11 protein-coding genes and 4 pseudogenes are annotated in these 19,025 nt (G+C 59.9%); 8 read left to right on the plus strand and 7 right to left on the minus strand.

From position 1 onward, the window contains the following. Positions 1–96: 96 nt before the first annotated feature. From gyrB to dnaA, 5 genes and pseudogenes are all read right to left on the minus strand, one after another. Positions 97–2,112: pseudogene (gyrB, locus tag BMON_RS03900) on the minus strand (DNA topoisomerase (ATP-hydrolyzing) subunit B); the annotation flags it as partial. A gap of 360 nt (positions 2,113–2,472) precedes the next feature. Further along, positions 2,473–2,979 carry a DciA family protein gene (locus BMON_RS03905; protein ID WP_033513302.1) on the minus strand — a complete coding sequence of 169 codons (507 nt, stop codon included), beginning with the start codon at positions 2,977–2,979 and terminating at the stop codon, positions 2,473–2,475. 161 nt (positions 2,980–3,140) lie between these two features. Continuing rightward, positions 3,141–4,370, minus strand: a pseudogene (recF, locus tag BMON_RS03910) (DNA replication/repair protein RecF); the annotation flags it as partial. A 90-nt stretch (positions 4,371–4,460) separates the two neighbouring features. Next, positions 4,461–5,585, minus strand: coding sequence for a DNA polymerase III subunit beta (gene dnaN, locus BMON_RS03915; RefSeq protein WP_033513304.1), 1,125 nt, complete (start codon positions 5,583–5,585; stop codon positions 4,461–4,463). Positions 5,586–6,179: 594 nt separating this feature from the next. Beyond that, entirely contained in the window at positions 6,180–7,778 is a 1,599-nt protein-coding gene (gene dnaA, locus BMON_RS03920) for a chromosomal replication initiator protein DnaA (RefSeq protein ID WP_420307547.1), read from the minus strand. A 399-nt stretch (positions 7,779–8,177) separates the two neighbouring features. On the opposite strand from dnaA, the gene rpmH reads away from it, so the two are divergent. The 8 genes and pseudogenes from rpmH to BMON_RS10175 all read left to right on the plus strand — a co-directional run. After that, entirely contained in the window at positions 8,178–8,312 is a 135-nt protein-coding gene (gene rpmH / locus BMON_RS03925) for a 50S ribosomal protein L34 (protein ID WP_033513307.1), read from the plus strand. Positions 8,313–8,334: 22 nt separating this feature from the next. Then, positions 8,335–8,793: a ribonuclease P protein component gene (gene rnpA, locus BMON_RS09560; protein WP_081882867.1), complete on the plus strand. Its 459-nt coding sequence runs from the start codon at positions 8,335–8,337 to the stop codon at positions 8,791–8,793. A gap of 23 nt (positions 8,794–8,816) precedes the next feature. Continuing rightward, complete coding sequence (yidD, locus tag BMON_RS09565) at positions 8,817–9,113, plus strand: membrane protein insertion efficiency factor YidD (RefSeq protein ID WP_206538356.1); 297 nt, start codon at positions 8,817–8,819, stop codon at positions 9,111–9,113. Further along, positions 9,110–10,114 carry a membrane protein insertase YidC gene (gene yidC / locus BMON_RS03930; protein WP_033513308.1) on the plus strand — a complete coding sequence of 335 codons (1,005 nt, stop codon included), beginning with the start codon at positions 9,110–9,112 and terminating at the stop codon, positions 10,112–10,114. The genes yidD and yidC overlap by 4 nt, the downstream gene beginning before the upstream one ends. Before the next feature lie 133 nt (positions 10,115–10,247). Beyond that, positions 10,248–10,778, plus strand: a pseudogene (locus tag BMON_RS03935) (Jag family protein); the annotation flags it as partial. 1,568 nt (positions 10,779–12,346) lie between these two features. Next, a complete protein-coding gene (gene rsmG / locus BMON_RS03945; protein ID WP_033513311.1) occupies positions 12,347–13,033 on the plus strand; it encodes a 16S rRNA (guanine(527)-N(7))-methyltransferase RsmG in 687 nt (228 codons plus the stop codon). Positions 13,034–13,591: 558 nt separating this feature from the next. Next, positions 13,592–14,536 (plus strand): ParA family protein, encoded by a 945-nt coding sequence (locus tag BMON_RS03950; RefSeq protein WP_033513313.1) that lies wholly within the window; start codon positions 13,592–13,594, stop codon positions 14,534–14,536. 1,150 nt (positions 14,537–15,686) lie between these two features. Further along, positions 15,687–16,706, plus strand: a pseudogene (locus BMON_RS10175) (ParB/RepB/Spo0J family partition protein); the annotation flags it as partial. A 45-nt stretch (positions 16,707–16,751) separates the two neighbouring features. Here BMON_RS10175 and trxB read toward each other — a convergent pair. Together trxB and BMON_RS03970 are read right to left on the minus strand one after the other, a co-directional pair. Continuing rightward, the gene (trxB, locus tag BMON_RS03965) at positions 16,752–17,687 is read right to left on the minus strand and encodes a thioredoxin-disulfide reductase (protein ID WP_033513316.1); all 936 of its coding nucleotides are present in this window, start codon (positions 17,685–17,687) and stop codon (positions 16,752–16,754) included. 127 nt (positions 17,688–17,814) lie between these two features. After that, positions 17,815–18,945: a D-alanine--D-alanine ligase family protein gene (locus tag BMON_RS03970; RefSeq protein WP_237745323.1), complete on the minus strand. Its 1,131-nt coding sequence runs from the start codon at positions 18,943–18,945 to the stop codon at positions 17,815–17,817. Positions 18,946–19,025: the final 80 nt, after the last annotated feature.

Here is a 19,025-nt window from a genome sequence, read left to right on the forward strand (position 1 = left end):
TACGTTCTCGTTCGTGGTGCCGTCGCCGCTGCGCGACCACCGCTGCACCCCTGTGATCCGCGAGGCGCTGCGCCGCCGGGATCACGGGATGGTGGGTCAGGCGTCGATGAACCTCGCATCATGCGCGTTGCGTTGGATGAAGAGACGACGGGGCTCGACCTCATCGCCCATGAGCATGGAGAAGGTCTCGTCGGCCTGGGCCGCGTCCTCGATGTGAATGCGCTTGAGGATGCGATGCTCGGGATCCATGGTGGTCTCCCAGAGCTCCTGATAGCTCATCTCGCCCAGACCCTTGTACCGCTGGATGCCTTCGCCCTTGGGCAGCTGGCGGCCGGCTTTCTTGCCCTGCGCCAGGACGCGGTCGCGTTCGGCGTCGGTGTACACGAAGTCATGCGCGCCCTTCGTCCACTTGAGCCGGTACAGCGGCGGCATGGCGACGTAGACGTACCCGGCCGTGACCATCGGCCGCATGTAGCGGAAGAAGAGGGTGAGGTTCAGGGTCGCGATGTGGGCGCCGTCGACATCGGCATCCGCCATGATGATGACCTTGTGGTAGCGCACCTTGTTCAGATCGAAGTCCTCGCCGTAGCCGCCGCCGACCGCGGTGATGAGGGACTCGATGGTCTCGGATTTCATCATGCGTTCGAACGAGGCGCGTTCGGTGTTGAGGATCTTACCGCGCAACGGCAGGATCGCCTGCGTGATGGGGTTGCGCCCCTGGATTGCGGAGCCGCCTGCCGAATCGCCCTCGACGATGAACAGCTCGCATTCCTCGGGATTGTTCGACTGGCAGTCCTTGAGCTTGTCGGGCATGCCCGCGGTCTCGAAGATGGACTTGCGCCGGGTGTTCTCACGCGCTTTCTTCGCGGCGAGACGGGCCCGGGAAGCCTCCATGGACTTCTGGATGATGTTACGCGCCTCACCGGGATGGGCGTCGAACCAGTCCCCCAGACGTTCGGTCATCACCCGCTGGACGAAAGTCTTCGCCTCGGAGTTGCCGAGCTTCGTCTTCGTCTGGCCTTCGAACTGCGGGTTGGTGAGCTTGACGGAGATGACGGCGGTCAATCCTTCGCGCACGTCGTCGCCCGACAGGTTCTCGTCCTTGTCCTTGAGGATGCCCTTGTCCCTTGCGTACCGGTTCACCAGTGAGGTCAGCGCGGCGCGGAAGCCCTCCTCGTGCGTGCCGCCCTCGGTGGTGGAGATGGTGTTGGCGAAGGTGTGCACGGCCTCGGAATACGCGGTCGTCCATTGCATGGCCACTTCGGCGGAGATGCCGAGCTTCACGTCCTCGGCGTCCAAGTCGATGATGTCCTCTTCGACCGGGGTGGACTTGCGGGACTTGACCAGGTATTCGACGTAGTCCTTGATGCCGTTCTCATAACGGTAGGAGACGCTCTGGTTGAGTTCCTCGATGACGTTGTCGCCATCGCCGGTCACCTCGTCGCCGGCGGTTTCCGCACGGCGCATATCGGTCAGGGTGATGCGCAGGCCCTTGTTGAGGAAGGCCATCTGCTGGAACCGCGACCGTAAAGTCTCGAAGTCGTAGACGGTGGTTTCGAAGATCGCCGGATCGGCCCAGAACGTCACGCTCGTGCCCGTGCCCTCATCAGGCGCCATCGGGGCGCCTTGCTTGAGTGGGGCGACCGAATGCTGGTCCACGAAACTCTGCGTCCAGTGATAGCCCTGACGGCGCACCTCGACGTCGATCCTGGTCGACAGCGCGTTGACGACCGAGATGCCCACGCCGTGCAGGCCACCGGAGACCGCGTATCCGCCGCCGCCGAACTTGCCGCCGGCGTGCAGCTTCGTCATGACGGTCTCCACACCGGAGACCCCCTCGCCCGGCACTTCGTCGACGGGGATGCCTCGGCCGTCGTCCACCACGCGGATGCCGTTGTCGGGCAGGATGGTGACTTCGATATGCGTGGCATACCCGGCCAGAGCCTCATCGACCGAATTATCGACGATCTCGTACACCAGATGGTGCAGACCACGGGGGCTGGTCGAGCCGATGTACATGCCCGGTCGAATCCTCACCGCCTCCAGACCTTCAAGCACGCGAAGATCGCTGGCATCGTAATGCTCGGGCGACAAGGTGTCGTCGAGCTGGGACTCGTCATGCCCCAGTTCGGTGCTCTCGTCGTCTTCCTGGCCAGCACCCTGACCGGCACCCCGCTCGACGGCATCGTCGGATGGTGCCCCTTGTTGGGCGTTCGGCTGCGCATCGTTCATATCAGGCGTCATACCAGTCGTCATATCGCGCGCATCCCCATGCATATCCTCATGATCATCAGGTTGGCGATCATGCCCGGCCTCTGCAGCCGCGCCATCCACTCCAAGTTCTGCCACAAACAGTCCTTCCGATATCCGTATGAAGGGCGATCTTATGATCGATATGCCCTAGAACGTCAATAATGGGCCCCTGGAGGCCCTTACATACACTGCATGTGAGTCTACTCGTGGGCCGGGACGTTACCGCTGTGAACCGGGATAGCGTGAATCGTTGGTATTCCGGGGTTTCCGGCCTCCCGAGAAGCGCTGTGATCCCGGTCCCGCAACCCGTATCTCACGGATATCCAGGCTTGAGAGCCGCTCGCGTATGGTGTGCGTCAGCTGAGGAATGAGATAGGTCAGTTGTGTGGCCCAGACCGTCGATTCGGCGCGTATGGTCAGCACGCCCTCATCGCAGCCCACGACCGTGGAATGCATGGCTATGGCGCCACCGACGACCTGATCCCAGTGGTTACGCAGCTTGGCAAGCTCCAGATTCGGCGCCCAATTGCCTGTGAGCGCCATCGCCGCCAGCACCGACCCCAGATGATCGGGATCGCGGCCGGGTTTGCCGAAGCTCTCCCATGCATCCTGCTCGCGTTGCTTGTGATCGCGGAACACCCCGGACCGTGCGGCAAGGCGCTGGAACACCTCCGCCGGCAGTTTGCGCTGATCAAGATGAAGCGTCACGACGATGGGCGGTGTCATTCCCCGTCCCCCCCGGCGTCCGACCGCCGCTCATCCGGTTTCGCCGACTGCGACGCATCCGGTTGCAAAACCGGCGCGGACAACGCCGTGGGCGCCGATGCGGTCTCCGATACCGCTGAGCCGTGGTCATCCCCCATGCGCATGGCGTGGATACGCTCGACCAGCGAGGCGTTGATGTCATCGGTGGGCGCACGCAGTCCCTCGACGTCGATGACATGGGCACCGGGGATATCGGGGATATCGCTCGCCGCGGCCACGGTGATGAGCACCTGGCCCTGATGACGCGCGAAATCGAGGATCATACGGCGTCTGGAGTCGTCGAGCTGGGCGAAGACATCGTCGAGCAGCACGATGGGCGTCTCCCGACCGTCCTGGGCGAGCCGTTCGAGCAGCGCCATCTTGAGTGCCAACGCCAACGTCCACATCTCGCCGTTCGAGGCGAACTCGCGCGCCGGCATGCCATCGAGTTCGAGGTCCATGTCATCGCGGTGCGGGCCGATGAGGTTCCGGCCACGGGCCACCTCACCGGGGTATATGCGTTGGAAATGTTCGCTGATGGCCGTCTGCGGATCGTCTAGGTCCATGACCTCCTCGAACGAGGGTCGATACGCCAGCCCCACCGTCTCATCGCTGTGCCGCTCCCCCGCCAGCGATCGGTAGATATCGGGGAATCCGTGCAGGAGGTCGTCGACGATATGGCGGCGGTCACGGGTCAGGGCCACACCGGCTTCGATGAACTGTCCGGTCCAGATCTCCAGGCCGCTCAACACGTTGTCGACATCACCGGGTTCCCGCTGTGCCAGCGAATGGAGCAGCACCGCCCGCTGCCGTGCGATCCTGGTGAACCGCTGCAGATGCTCGGCATACCCCGGCACCAGCAACGCCCCGGTCTGATCGAGGAAGGTCCTGCGCTGGGCCGGATCCCCGGACACCAGCCACTGATCCTCGGGAGCGAACATGACGCTGGGCACCTGACCGACGATGTCGCGCAGATACAGGGAACGACCTGAATCGATGCGCGCACGGTTCGTGCCCTTCGCATGAATGGTGGCCTCGTAGGTGACGGGGTTGCGGTTGTCCATCTCCGGGACCTCGCCCTGATCCTGTTCGTCCCGGTCCTCCCCATCGGACCGCTCCCCCATCGACTCCGCACCGGCTTTCGCGCTGTGGACGTTGGCCCGTATGGTCGCCTTGCCCTGTCCACGCTCCACGAGCGCCGCGGAATGCGAGGCACGATGGCTCGCGCCAGTCGAGAGCACTTCGACGGCCTCGATGATGTTCGTTTTGCCCAATCCGTTGAATCCCTGCAGGATATTGACGCCGCTGTCGAAATCCACCACGCAATGATCCCATGAGCGGAAATGGTCGAGCACAAGACGCGAGATATACACGATCATTCTTTCCGTTCGAAAGTGGTCGCCCGAAGGCGAGCGGGCCGGCGACACGCGAACCATGCCATCGCCGGCCTGGTGAGCATGGGGTCAGGAGTTGTAGCGCATCGGCACGAGCAGGTACCGGTAATCCATCGATTCGTCGGAATCGGCCTCCTGCTGGCCGTTGAATTCCACCGGCTTGACGGCCGTCGTCATCTTCATGCGGACGAAGGGTTCCGTGATGGCGGAAAGGCCCTCGATGAGGTACATGGGGTTGAACGCGACGGTGATGTCCTCACCATCCATATCGAGGCCCAGGCTTTCCTTGGCCTGGGATTCGTCGGCGGATCCGGCGGACAGCACCAGTTCCTGACCGCTGCAGGTCATGCGGATCGGGGCGTTGCGCTCCGCGACGAGCGAGACCCGCTTGATGGCGTTGATGAGGTCCTGACGGTTGACCACCGCCTGAATCGGATAGGAATCTCCAAAGAGCCGGTCGATGGCCGGGAATTCGCCGTCGATGAGCTGCGACGTCGAGACCCGGCCGGCGTTTTCGAATCCCAGCAACGAGGGGTTCTCCGTATCGAAGTCGATGCTGACGTTCTGGTGTTCGTCCAGCGACTTCGCGGTGTCACGCAGCAACGAGCCACGAACGAGCGTCGTGGTGTCGACATCGGGATCCACCGGAGTCCAGGAGAAACTCGAACGGGACAGACGGAACCGATCGGTCGACGTCATGACGACGGAGTCGCCGTTGAATTGGATGCGTACGCCGGTGAGCACCGGACGGTTTTCCTCACGCGAGACCGCAACGGAAGCCTGGGACACGGCCTGTACGAAGGTCTGGGCATCGACTTGGCCGAGCATGGCGGGTACGGACGGCAGATCCGGGTATTCGGACAACGGCATGAGCTGCAGGGTGAACGTCGACTTGCCCGAGGTGATGGTCATCGTGGTATCGGCCGTCTCGAGCCGCGTGGTGGCGGCGGGCAATGATTTCGTGATGTCGGCCAGGAGTTTGCCGTAGACCAGTGCGCCGCCCGCTTCGTCCACGCCGGCTTCGATGTGGTGACGGGCGGAGATCTCATAGTTGAAGGCGCTGAGCTGCAGGGCCCCATCGGCGGCTTCGAGTCGAATGCCAGCCAGGATGGGCTGTGCCGGACGTGCGTCGATGACGCGTGTGGTCCAGGCTACGGCATCAGCCAATGCTGCTGAATCGATTTCGACTTTCATGCGTTTCCTCGTTTCGGTGGTATCGCTTCCTCGGTTATTCTAGCCGTTTTCGTCCGGCCGACTTTTGTTGGCGCATCGCGGCGTTATCGGTACCACGATGAACGTAAGTCATATCAAGTAGTCGCCATAATAAGCCCGGTGGATACGGTGGATAAGTATCGTCAGACTTACCGGCGGTTGATTTTCGAGGGTAGTCGGTGATGTGGATAACTTCTGCGCGGGATGTGGATAAGTCGATGAGTTATCCACCGCCGTAGAAGCCGGTTTGAGGTATCCACATAATCCGCGGTGTTATGCACGATGCATCCACGGGAAAATGGCCTTCATCCACCGGTTAGTCGCAGGGTTTACACACATATGTGCATAACGATGTGGATATCTTTGTCGTATGCAACGACCCGAATCGGAGTGTCGCGGGCGTTCGTGACACGATCTCGCGCGATGGCCGATATGGCGTTGTCAGCGTTGTTGTGACGGACGGGTGGATACCGACCGGGCATGGTCGGTGTGGGAAGAGCATGAAGTCGACCTTGATATGGCAATATCAGCCACTGCGAAGGTGAGATGCCGTTCGCAGCGGCTGAGCGAATGTCGTCAGTCGGTCGAGCCCTGCTTGAGACGGACCGTCAGCTCCATGACGTAGTTGTAGATCTCCTGCTTTTCCTGCATCTCGCCGGTGATGCGGGTGTAGGCGTGCATGACGGTGGTGTGATCGCGACCGCCAAACACCTCGCCGATGTCGACCAGGCTCATGCTCGTCATTTCCCGGGCGAGGTACATGGCGACCTGCCGGGCCAGCGCGACGTTCTTCGTACGGGCGCGGCCCACGAGATCATCGAAGGTCAGGTGGAAGTATTTGGCGACCTGGCCGATGATGTCCGTCGGTTTGACCTCCACGTCGGTGGTGAAGAAGTCCTGCAGGGTCTGCTCGGCGAGGGCGCGTGAGACGGGTTGATTGCTCAGCGACGCCACGGCGGTGACCCGCGTGAGCGCGCCCTCGAGTTCCCTGATGTTCTCGGTGAACCGCTCGGCGATGAGGTCGAGGGCATCGTAGGGGATGTTCGAATGGCTCATCGAGGCCATCATGCGCAGGATGGCGATGCGGGTTTCGAGATCCGGCGGCTTGATGTCGACCGTCAGTCCCGACTCGAACCGTGAGATCAGCCTCGCCTCGAACCCTTTGAGGTTCTTGGGGGCCACATCGGAGGCGATCACGATGCGCTTGTTGGCCTGGTACAGCGAATTGAACGTATGGAAGAACTGTTCGAGTGTGGCCTCTTTGCCGCCCAGGAACTGGATGTCGTCGATGAGCAGGACATCGACCTCGCGGTACCGTCGATTGAAATCGGCGATCTGACCCTGGCTCTGGTTCGGTGTCTGCAACGCCTCGATGAATTCGTTGGTGAATTCCTCGCTGGTGACATACCGCACCTTGACGGAAGGCGTCTTGACGAGGGCGTAATTGCCGATGGCGTTGAGCAGATGGGTTTTGCCCAATCCGGAACCGCCATAGATGCACAAGGGGTTGAAGTCGCGTCCCGAGCCTTCGGCGACGGCCAGGGCCACGGTTCTGGCGAATCGGTTCGAGTCACCGGGCACGAAGGTGTCGAATGTCGCATTCTTGTTGAGATGCGTGGCCGGGTCGAGTATGGCCTTGTGGCTGTTGACGGGATAGGCTCCGGGTGCCTCATCGGTCGCGGCGGCCGCAGGCGCGGCCGAGGGCATCGTCATGGTGTCGACCGCGGGTCGGCTGGATGGCGCGATGGGGTCGGTGCCGGCGGGCAATACGCCCTGCGTGGCGGTCGCATGGTCCGCGGCGACGTCATGCGGAACCGGTGATGGCGATGAGGTTTGAACAGGTGCCGAGCCCGTGCCCTGTTGCGGTGTGGTCTGTGATCGCCGCACTGATGGCGGTTCGACGCTGTCCGTCGGAGTCGGTTCACTGGGCGGCACGATTTTGAAGGCGGGGAACATATCCACGCCGGTGACCATCTTGAGCGCGGTGAGCAACGGACCGTTCATCTCGCCCTGCAACGCCTGCTGGGTAGAACCGTTCACGACGCACAGCACGATGGTGGTGCCGAACACCGCCTCGGGCGTCACGCCTTCAAGCCAACCCTTGGCACGCGGTGTGATGGCGGAGCTGTGCTGCAGGATCGCCAGCGCATCCGACCAGATCTGAACGGCCTGTATGGCAGGGGCCGTCTGTGGTTCCGCCATACAACCGTCCCCTTTCAGTTCGTGACTATTCGGTATGGTGCCCAACGACAAATGAGTACAGATGTCATGTTTACTCTTATTACGCGAAGTTATCCACAGCCTAGCGTGTTGTAATCACTCGATTGTGAATAACACGCATGTAATTTGTGGATAACTTTCCCCGCGCTTTTCCCATCATTCCAACGGTTTGGGCGGATTCCGGCATGTGCCGCACGGGTGTGGGTTCACTCTTCGAACCCTGTGGATAACGGGTGTGGATGAGGATCGGAAGCCCGGTTGGTTTGACGAAATGTCAGGGGTGAGAGTACCTTGATAGAGCTTGACTCATGAGGAGCCATGTTTTGGCATGGCTGAAAACCGGGAGCGTTACCTATGAAGAGGACATTCCAACCGAATAACCGTCGTCGTCACATGAAGCACGGGTTCCGCGTGCGTATGCGTACGCGTGCAGGCCGCGCGCTGATCAACCGTCGTCGTGGCAAGGGCCGCAAGTCCCTGTCCGCCTGATTCGCGAACGGCGGGGAGAGCTGTGGAGCGGCTGAAGAATCACGGCGCGTTTGTCGCCGTGTTGCGCGGCCGCAACACCGTGGTTTCGAAGGACCTTGTCGTCCATTTTTTGCCGCGGGGCGGTTTCGACACCCCCGACGTCGAGGGGATTCGTCCCGAATGGCGTATGGGATTGGCCGTATCGAAGGCCGTAGGCAATGCGGTGACACGCAATGCCGTGAAACGTCGATTCCGCGTCCTGGCCAGAACCCACGAAGGATTACTCCCCCGGTCGTGCGATATCGTGATGCGTGCGCGGCCCTCGGCGGCTCGTGCCTCGTTTCAATCGCTTGACTCGCAGGTCGTTCGCTGTTTCGGCAATATCAGTCGTAGTCGTAAAATCCGCGATGCTCATGGAGCTACCGCGAAACACGGGACTCATGTGAACCGTGCGGTTACCACGACATCTGATACCGCGTCGAAGCGGGAGATCGGGGCATGAACTCCTCCCCCGTGGCACGCGGTATGGGCCGTGCGATTCGCTGGTATCAACGCCGCATCTCGGCCAATACCCCGCCACGCTGCCGCTACTATCCAACATGTTCGCGCTACGCCTATGAGGCCATCGAACGGTTTGGTGCGCTGAGAGGCGGATTGCTGGCGACGCTGCGATTGCTGCGTTGCCGGCCGTGGAGCCGTGGCGGCATCGATGATGTGCCGCAACGCTACTCAGTGTTCTATCGTTTTTCGTGGTCGAAGGCTCACGAAGAGCCGCGCCTGACACCATTGGCCTCGGATAGTAAGGAGACGGCCACACAATGAATCAGAATCAATTCATGCTCGACAGGGGTCTGTTCGGCTGGATCTACAAACTGCTCACCCCTGTTGAATGGGTGATGACGCAGGTGATGAACCTGTTCCACCGGTTCCTGGTCTTCCTGGGCATGTCACCGGTGGGTCTGTCCTGGATTCTCTCGATCATCTTCCTCGTGGTGGTCGTGCATGCCCTGATCCTGCCCATGTTCGTGCGCCAGATGAAGTCGATGCGCCGCATGCAAGCGCTGCAGCCCAAGATGCAGCACATCCAGCAGAAGTACAAGGGCAAGTCGGATCCGGCCAGCAAAGAGGCCATGAGCCGAGAGATGACCAAGCTCTACCAGGACAACAACGCGAATCCTGCCGGATCGTGCTTGCCCATGCTCATCCAGGGCCCGGTGTTCATGTCCATGTTCTACGTGCTTTCGGCCATTCCGTTTATCGCCCGTGGGGAACGCGCCGCGTTGGGTGCGTTCGATCGCGCCACTGCGCAGAACTTCTCGGCGACCTCGGTCTTCGGCCTGCGGGTGACCACCAACTTCAGCGAGGCGGACACCACAGGCAAGATCATCATCAGCGTCTTCATCGCGTTGATGTGCATCGCGATGTGGTACCAGCAGTTCAACAACATGCGCAAGAACCTGCCGCGCGCTCAGATGCAGGGGCAGCAGTACAAGATTCAGCAGGCCATGACCTGGGGCTTCCCGATCATGTACATCTTCTCCGGCATCACGTTCCCGTTCGCCGTACTCGTGTACTGGCTGACGAACAATATTCTCAACATGCTGCGTTCCCTGTGGCAGGTCTACGCGCTCCCGACACCCGGCTCACCCGCAGCCGAGGAGAAGGAGATCCGTGATCACGATCACGAGAACGAACGGCGCAAGGCTGCCGGCGAGATCTCATTGGAAGAGGAGAAGCTCGTCAAGGCTCGTGAGGCGGCCGAGCAACGCGAGACCGAAGGGTATCAGCGGCAGCAGCCTCGCCGCAAGAACCGGAAGAAGTAACCGCGGATTGACCCGTGCCGGTGTGTGGATATAGGATATGCACCGGACCGGGTCGATGTGACGACTTGGATGTCGTGTGTGATCGCGGGCAACGGGCATTAGACTAGGCGTTATGTCGTATAAAGGAGTACATATGGCTCAGGATGAACCGAAAACGGTCGAGCAGCTCAACGAAGAAGCGGATATCGCGGCCGACTATCTCGAGGGCCTGCTTGATATCGCCGATTACGACGGTGATATCGAAATGGGTATTCGCAACCACCGGCCAGCCGTGCAGATCGTGGCCGACGATGACGAAGACATCAAGAACCTGATTGGCCATAACGGTGAGGTCGTCGATGCTCTGCAGCAGCTCACGCGTTTGGCCGTGCAGCAGAAGACCGGCGAACGTTCCCACCTGATCGTCGACGTCGATGGGTATCTCAAGCGCAAACGCCAGCACCTGCGTGATCTCGCTATGGATGCGGTCGACGATGTGAAGGACAACGGCGAACCCGTTGATCTTGAAGCGATGAACTCTTTCGAACGCAAGGTCGTCCACGACATGGTCCGCGAAGAGGGATTCAAGTCACGTTCGCACGGCGAGGAGCCGAACCGGTATGTGACGGTCTATCCGAAATCAAACGGAGAGTCCGATGACGAGGATGGCGTCGACGATGATGACGCTTTCGATGGCGACGCCGTTGAGGACCGTACCGTTGAGGACCGACTCGATCACGACCGCATGGACGACGACGGTGCCGTTGATGGCGATGCGGCTGATGGTGCTGCTGGTAGTGATCGTGATGATGCTGCTGCTGACGATGCCGACGATGACACGGAGCGTGCCGAGTAGGTACGTCGCCTGCTGATATGTCATCGACGCGGATCAGCCGGGAACGGCGATCCGAGGCGGTGACATGGGTGCTGTTCCATCAATGCAGTGCTGCCGGGACGGGGGTGCAATGGGGCATTCCGGCCCCCGGTGGAAGAGTGCCGTTCGACAGCAGATTCATACATGGAGTGCTTGGCGAGATGACGCAAATCGGCTCAACGGGGAAATTGGTGAGAACACCGAGGTACGAGTATGACACAGTGTCATATCTGCATTCTTATGTTCGTACAATGGCGTAATGAACGATGTCGTCATCAATGGTCATCCGTGTTATGTGAGCTCGGTATCCTGGCCAAGATCAGTTGAATCAGCGTTGTTCATCACATGGAGGTCCATCGCAACACATTGACTGCGCAGTGTTGCTGTACCAGACTTACCTTATGTGTGTGCCGCTGGATCCCCAAGTATCCGGAGCATACAGTGGCGACGAAAGGGCTCTTCTTGGTGTACGTCGTGACTACTGATCTTCTATCCGCCAAACACGGCACTTGAGGGATGCCGTGATGAGTAACTCTTGGGGCATGCGCGCCGACGTGCCATGTACTTGTCGCTCAGTTATTCGCTACTCAGTCATGTACCGCTCTGTCACTGTCCTCTCAAGCACTTTCTACTCAGACATTTTCTACTGAGTGTTTCACGTGAAACACTGCCTACGAATGTGTTGATGAAAGGTGCACCCAACACACGATATCCCTGACCAGACGCCTAGGGTAAAAGGATTCCGGTATCAGGCATGCGCTCTCCACTGGTATGTGCGGCCAAAGTATGTGCGACCAAGGTGAGCCTCAGGATGAGTGGCGAACTCTGGGGAAGGCTGTTCGGGCCTGCATGCATCTGTACACGCGAGGTTTATTCTGCATGGTATGGCCATCGGTGGTGCAGATGTCTCCGATGTCCAACGAAGCGTCGTTGATTATGGTCAACGCGGTATCCATGCCGTGGTTCGAGTAACGCTGTCTTTGATGAGGTGGAGCGGCTACCGATCGGATGAATAGTATCGTGTTAGGGGTGTCCTCCGACAAGCCCGAGTACAATATAGGCAGACGAACAGCTACGAATATTGCCTGGCGAATCTCATGTTTCACGTGAAACATGTTGACCCTGTCGTGGTAGTGCACCGTTGGATATTGATGGTGAAGCAACGGTGTAGTCGCCGATGCAGTTTCAGCACGTGATTGAACGATGTCCATTACGGGACTCATGTCCGAAAGGGCATTGAAATGCGATCATGGTGAGTTGGGCAAGATTCATTGCATCGAATGATTGAGTGCATTCGGTGGACAGGTCTGGCATGATTGATACGACGAGGATTGTTTGAGAATGATATTGGGAGTGTGGAGTGCGGGGGAGTTTGATTGATGACTGAGTATACGACAACTACGGATGATGCTCTCGAGCAATCGCCGTTATTGTATGACATGCTAGGCGATGCGTTGGCACAGCTGAAGGTGTTTCATACCAAGCTGCGCAATGAGGGTGAACTCAAAGGAATCATCGGACCGCGTGATACCGGCATCCTCTGGGAACGTCATATTCTGAATTCCGCTGCAATAGTGCCCTTTATAATGCACCGCATCCCTCAGCAACGTCAACTCAGGGTCGCCGATGTCGGTAGTGGTGGAGGCTTTCCTGGATTGATTGTTGCTGCTTGTATTCCATCGGTGGACTTCACCTTGATCGAGCCTATGGAGAGGCGTTGTCTGTGGCTTGGAGAATGTGTCGAGGCGATGCATCTGACCAATGTCTCGATACAGCGGGCACGCTCAGATGAGGTGATCCAGGACATTCGACACGGGGATACCGCTCCATTTGATGTCGTCACATGCCGGGCTGTTGCACCGATGCGTAAACTCATTCCCTGGACCATACCGATGTTGACCCACGGTGGAACGTTGATAGCATTGAAAGGACGTTCCGTACAGAACGAACTTGATAAGGCCAAGGACATCATCAAACGGTATTCAGGACTGCATATCACCGTTCAACTGGCTCCTGTCGGCGGTGATTTGGAACCAACGCACGTCGTGATCGCCCTACGGCGATAGTGGAGTCATCGGCGCAAAGTCGTGTGGGCTGGCTACAGGTCAGTGAACCGATGGATTCGGTAGTGCCTTCTCGTGTGTTGTCGAGGCTGTTGGCGATACCACGTTGGAATACCTGCGCACCAATGGTTCAACATGTGATTTTGGGTGTGAGTCCTGCCCGTGGGGTCGGATTGAACAGAATATGAATTTCGGGTTTCACAGCGATGATGTTTCACGTGAAACAACACGTTTCGTGTGCCTGTGGTGAGGAAATCCAGACTTGGTGAAGGAGCAGCATTGCCAGACTTATCCACATTTCGTGCGGCTTGGAAAGTTATCCACATTTGTTCGAGTAGCGGTGTACAAGGCTGAGAAGGTTGCAATGTCAACGAAGCGATACTGTGGTCACCATTGGTTGTCCCCAGGATATCCACCGTTATCCACAATTGTCCACATGTGACGATGTGGACGGTGGGCATGTCCACACACATAGAGAAACTGGAACAACGTGGTTGGTGAAGGGAAACGTCAATGAACGACAGACAGGCGGCAGCAGGCCAGGAAAGGAGTGAACCGGGTATGGAATCGGCGCAAGATACCATTGCACGAATATTCGGAGACTCACAGCACTCCTTGGGTGCGGAGATGGCCGAGACCTCGTCACGGTACGAACGGCTCCGCTCGATACCTGTGCCCAAGCCTTCGGCAACGCGGTATATCGCCGTGGCGAACCAAAAGGGCGGTGTCGGCAAGACGTCCACCACGGTAAATCTGGCGGCGGCGTTGGCACAGGGCGGTGCACATGTCCTGGTGATCGATATGGATCCTCAGGGCAACGCATCGACGGCTTTGGGTGCACCTCATGATTCAGGTCAGTCATCGGTCTATGACGTGCTCGAGGGACGTTCGACCATACAGGACACGAAGGTGCCGTGCCCTGATTTCGAAACATTGCAAATTGTCCCCTCGTCCATCAATCTCAGCGGTGCCGAATTGGAAGTCGCTGATCTGGCGAAAAGAACGGAACTGTTACACAACGCTGTCGAAGCGTTCATGCGGGACACCAACGAGCAGTTTGATTATGTTCTCGTTGATTGCCCTCCCAGCTTGGGATTACTGGTGATCAATGCCATGTGCGCCGTGACAGAGGTATTGGTGCCGATTCAAGCCGAATATTATGCGCTTGAAGGCCTTGGTCAGCTCATCAACACCATTGAACTGGTGCAGGAACACTATAATCCCATCTTGCTTGTTTCAACCATGGTGGTGACCATGTTTGATCGACGCACCTTGTTGAGCCGGGAGGTCTACGACGAGGTAAAAAAGCATTATCCGAACATCGTTCTTGATACCACCATTCCGAGAACGGTCAAGATTTCCGAAGCGCCCAGTTTTGGGAAAAGCGTCATAGCATATGATCCTCGCGGTATCGGAGCGGTCGCATACGTCGAGGCCGCGTTGGAGATAGCCAGGCGGTCACCATCCGTGTTGACGGCAATAGCACAGAAGCGGAGGAAGCACTGAGATGGCACGAAAATCACGACTTGGTATGGGTCTTGGTGCACTGTTTCCACCGCTTCCCGGAGACCCTGAATCAGCCGAGCAGCCGACGTTAAGTGAGCAGGATGACGCTGAGTCAGCGTCTGACACGTCGGTCGAGAAGAAGTTGACGTCATCGAAACGGAACGGTTCACTGCATTCCGCGCGGCGTAGTGCGAAACCGCGTGATGAGGCATCCGCCTCACCTCGGACTTCATCAGCGAGGAAGCGCGGTCTTAAGGGAAGCAATGGCGCCTCTTCGGATACCTTGCCGAACGCACAAGACGAACCACAGGAGAAACCTCGGCGCGTCACGCGTACCAAGCGAACTACAACACCACGGTCCGCGGCATCGCCGACGCATGGTCGTACGGTACGACATGACCGGAATTCGACGGTTGACTCCGATGTTTCACGTGAAACATTTCACGAGATAGCACCGGCAACGGTAGGGGAACACGGGAATGGGCACCGTCCGGCCGTTGATCAGCCGCGCCTGGCTTCCCGCGTAAAGCGGAACGCCGCTGGTAAACAGCGGATCAGTATCCCTACGCTTGACGAGCTCACCCATCCGAGTGATATGTTCTTTGGCGGTAGTAAGCCGCGGAGCACAGTCGAGGAACCAGCTGAAGGTCGATCTGCGGTGCAACGTTCGACAGTGCAGCGATCGACGGTGCGAGAAGATCATGGGAAGGGCCATGCCTCTCCTGATGATAACGATGTCATGACTGACCGCCATGCCCCGGCGTCTCCTTCGACGCCTGTGATAAGCCCTGATATGCCATCACACGAGCCTCCTTCCGCGGCACGGACCATCGAGCCGTCGACGTCTTCGGCGAATGTGCCCATGCCGTCGTCGGATCCGTCAGAATCCGGTACGGCTGTGACGAGGAAGCACGGCGACGCAGGTCCCGCGCCTTCGGTGCACGGATTCGACGGCGTGGGGCACAACGATGCATCCACTGCACAATCCACCGCATCGACGCCAGAAGCACATGGACCGAGTGATGGGGGAGATTCCCAATCGGATTCCGATCGACAGCCGAGTGGACCAGGCGAGGCGAAGGTGAACCGCCAGGCGGTCCAGCCGAATCGCCAAGCGGGCGAAGTGAAGGATGGCATGGACTTGGAAACCGTTCACGGTGGGTATTTGGCGGAACTCACGATCACGGATGTCGGCCCGAATCTCCACCAGCCACGATCGATCTTCGATGAGGACGAGCTCAACGAGCTCGCCGACTCCATTCGCCAGGTGGGGGTGCTGCAGCCCATCGTGGTGCGAAAGCGACCGGCCCATCAGGTGGACGGCAACGCATCGGGCCATCAGCCGGATACGGCCGCACACCGCACACAGGCCGCCGTGGAGGGCGTACGGCCGGCAACCGGACCGGATACCTCGGCGGACGTCGCATCGGGCGTCACCGCGGGTTCTGCGGTATCCGGTGGAATCGGTTCGGACACCCCGTACGAGTTGATCATGGGTGAGCGTCGTTGGCGCGCGTCCCAGCTCGCCGGACTCACCACGATTCCCGCCATCGTCAAGACCACGCAGGACGATGCCATGCTCCGGGACGCACTGCTGGAAAACCTCCACCGGGTCAACCTCAATCCCTTGGAGGAGGCGGCCGCCTATCACCAGATGATCGAGGAGTTCGGTCTGACACAAGGGCAGCTGTCCACCGCGGTATCGAAATCCAGGCCCCAGATCGCCAATACGCTGCGATTGCTCAATCTTCCGGGTTCGGTGCAGAAGCGAGTGGCGGCAGGGGTGCTCTCCGCCGGGCACGCCAGGGCGCTCCTGGGGTTGACGGATGCCGAGGATATGGATGCGCTGGCGAAGCGCATCATCGCCGAAGGATTGTCGGTGCGTAGTACGGAGGAGATCGTGGCCATGAAGACGTCAGGGCCTTCCGCCACCTCGACATCCACAGTGCGCCGGACGAGCCCTTGGCAGGATTCGCCGATACGGCATAGCTTGGAGGACCATTTCGAGACGAAGGTCGCCATACGCGGCAACGGCAAACACGGCAAGATCGAAATCGTCTTCTCGTCGCCGGACGATATGCAGCGCATCGTCGATCTGCTCATGCCGAAGAACGCAGGGGATGCAGCGGTGAAGACCACGAAATCTGCCGATGAGGATGGCTGGGTCTGAGCCGGAGGCCATCCGGGTGCCGCTGGCCTCCGGCTCGATGCACCGCTATTCGGAGAGGTACGCCTGCGCGTCCAAGGCCGCGTGGCAGCCCATGCCGGCCGCCGATACGGCCTGACGGTAGACGCTGTCCACGCAGTCTCCGGCGGCGAAGACGCCAGGGACCGCGGTGCGGGTGGAGGCGCCCTCCACCTTGATGTACCCGTGATCGTCCAACGGCAGAGCGCCGTTGAGGAAGCCCGTCGTGGGCTTGTATCCGATGGCGACGAAGATGCCGTTGGCGGGCAGCGTGGTGGTTTCGCCGGTGGCGGTGTTCTTGATATCCACGGACTCGGCGCCGTCCTTGTCGGATCCATTGACCCGTTCGACCACCGAATCGAGGACGAAGTTGATCTTACCGGTCGCCTTGGCATGGTCGACCATGATCTTGGAGGCGCGGAATTCGGAACGACGGTGGATCAAGGTGACCGACGATCCGAACCGCGTGAGGAACGTGGCGTCCTGGAACGCGCTGTCGCCGCCGCCGATGACGACGATGGGCTTCTCACGGAAGAAGAAACCGTCGCACGTGGCGCAATACGAGACGCCCTTGCCGGAGAACTCCGCCTCTCCCGGGACACCGAGCTTGCGGTAGTTCGCGCCCGTCGTGACCACGACGCTGCGGGCCTGATAGGTATCCCCCCCATCGACGGTCAGCCTTTTCACGGGTTGCGAGAAGTCCACCGACACGACATCGTCCCATACGATTTCGGCGCCGAATTTCTCGGCCTGGTGCTGCATGTTATCCATGAGATCCGGCCCGAGCACGCCGTCGGGGAAGCCCGGGAAGTTCTCGACCTCGGTCGTATTGACCAGTTGCCCGCCAGGGGTGACGGCTCCCGCTATCACCAGCGGTCGGTATCCGGCACGACCCAGATAGATGGCGGCGGTGTAGCCCGCCGGGCCGGAACCGATGATAATCACGTCATGAATGTGCTCAGTCATGCCGCTCACGATACCATCACGACCCGCAATGCTGAGCCTTCAGCGCAATGCCGGATCGGTGCGAGACAAGGCCCGACTGGCCGGTGCGCCATCGTGGGCCGATGACCGTGAAACCGCGTGCCGTGCGTCAGGCGTACGGCACCGCCCGGTGCTGCGCAAGCACCGATTCCACCAGTCGGGAATACAGGGTGGGCAGGTGGTATGCGTCCGCATCGGCGGCCTGCGGCAGCAGCGAGGTGTCGGTCATGCCCGGTGTCACGTTCGACTCGAGGAACTGAGGTACACCCTGGTCATCCACGATGAAATCGGTGCGGGAGATGTCTCTCAGGCTCAGCACCCGGTGTGCGGTGAGGGCGGCCTGCCGGATGGTGCTCATCGTCGCGGCGTCGAGACGGGCCGGCACATAGAAATCGGTGGGTCCCGGCGTGTACCGGGCATCGTAGTCATAGGTGCCGTTGGGCGTCACGATCTCCAGCGGTGAGAGCACCAGCGGTTCGCCGTCGATGTCCAGGATAGACACCGACACCTCGGTACCGGTGATCGCGCGTTCGACCAACGCGACATCGCCGTAGGCGAAGCAGCTGACCAGGGCCTGCGGCAATTGTTCGGCCTTCGTCACCATCGTGCAGCCGAGCGCCGAGCCGCCCATGGTGGGTTTGATGAACAGCGGCAGGCCCAGGGAATCGACCAGTAGGCCGATGACCTTGCTGACGCCCAGTTCGCGGAACAGGGATTCGGGCAACGTGACGGAATGCGGTGTGGACAGTCCGCCGAGCTTGCGCACCACGTTCTTGGCGATCGGTTTGCTCCAGGCCGTGCGCGAGGCCTTCGCCCGGGAACCGATGTACGGCAGGCCCACGAGTTCCAGGACGTCGCGAATCGAGCCGTCCTCCCCGTTCGCCCCGTGCAGCAGCGGCCAGACGATATCCGGGCGCGTCGATGGGTCGGACAGATAGTCGAGCAGCGTGCTGTCCATGTCGTGGAAGTGGACCGTCCAGCCGGCTTCCTCCAAGAAGCCGCCGACACGGTGACCCGAACGGACCGATATCTCACGTTCGTGGCTCAGTCCGCCGCAGACGATCAGCACATCCGTGGCCTTGCGTTCCTGGGCTGATGTGCGCATCGCCATATGTTTCGGGTCGAGTGACGCCGATACTGACGGTGATGTCGTCGAGGGCGTCGTTGCCGCCGGTGATGTCGCGTCGGGCTTGCCGGCGTCGTGTGTCGCGGCGGATGCCACCTTGCTGTCGTCTGTCATGGTATTGCCTTTCCTTGTCTGCGAATTGATCGTCATGCCGGCGTGCGGTGCACCAAGCCGCCGGGGTGTCGCGGCCATGG

The sequence above is a fragment of the Bifidobacterium mongoliense DSM 21395 genome, from assembly GCF_000741285.1.
GTDB lineage: Bacteria > Actinomycetota > Actinomycetes > Actinomycetales > Bifidobacteriaceae > Bifidobacterium > Bifidobacterium mongoliense.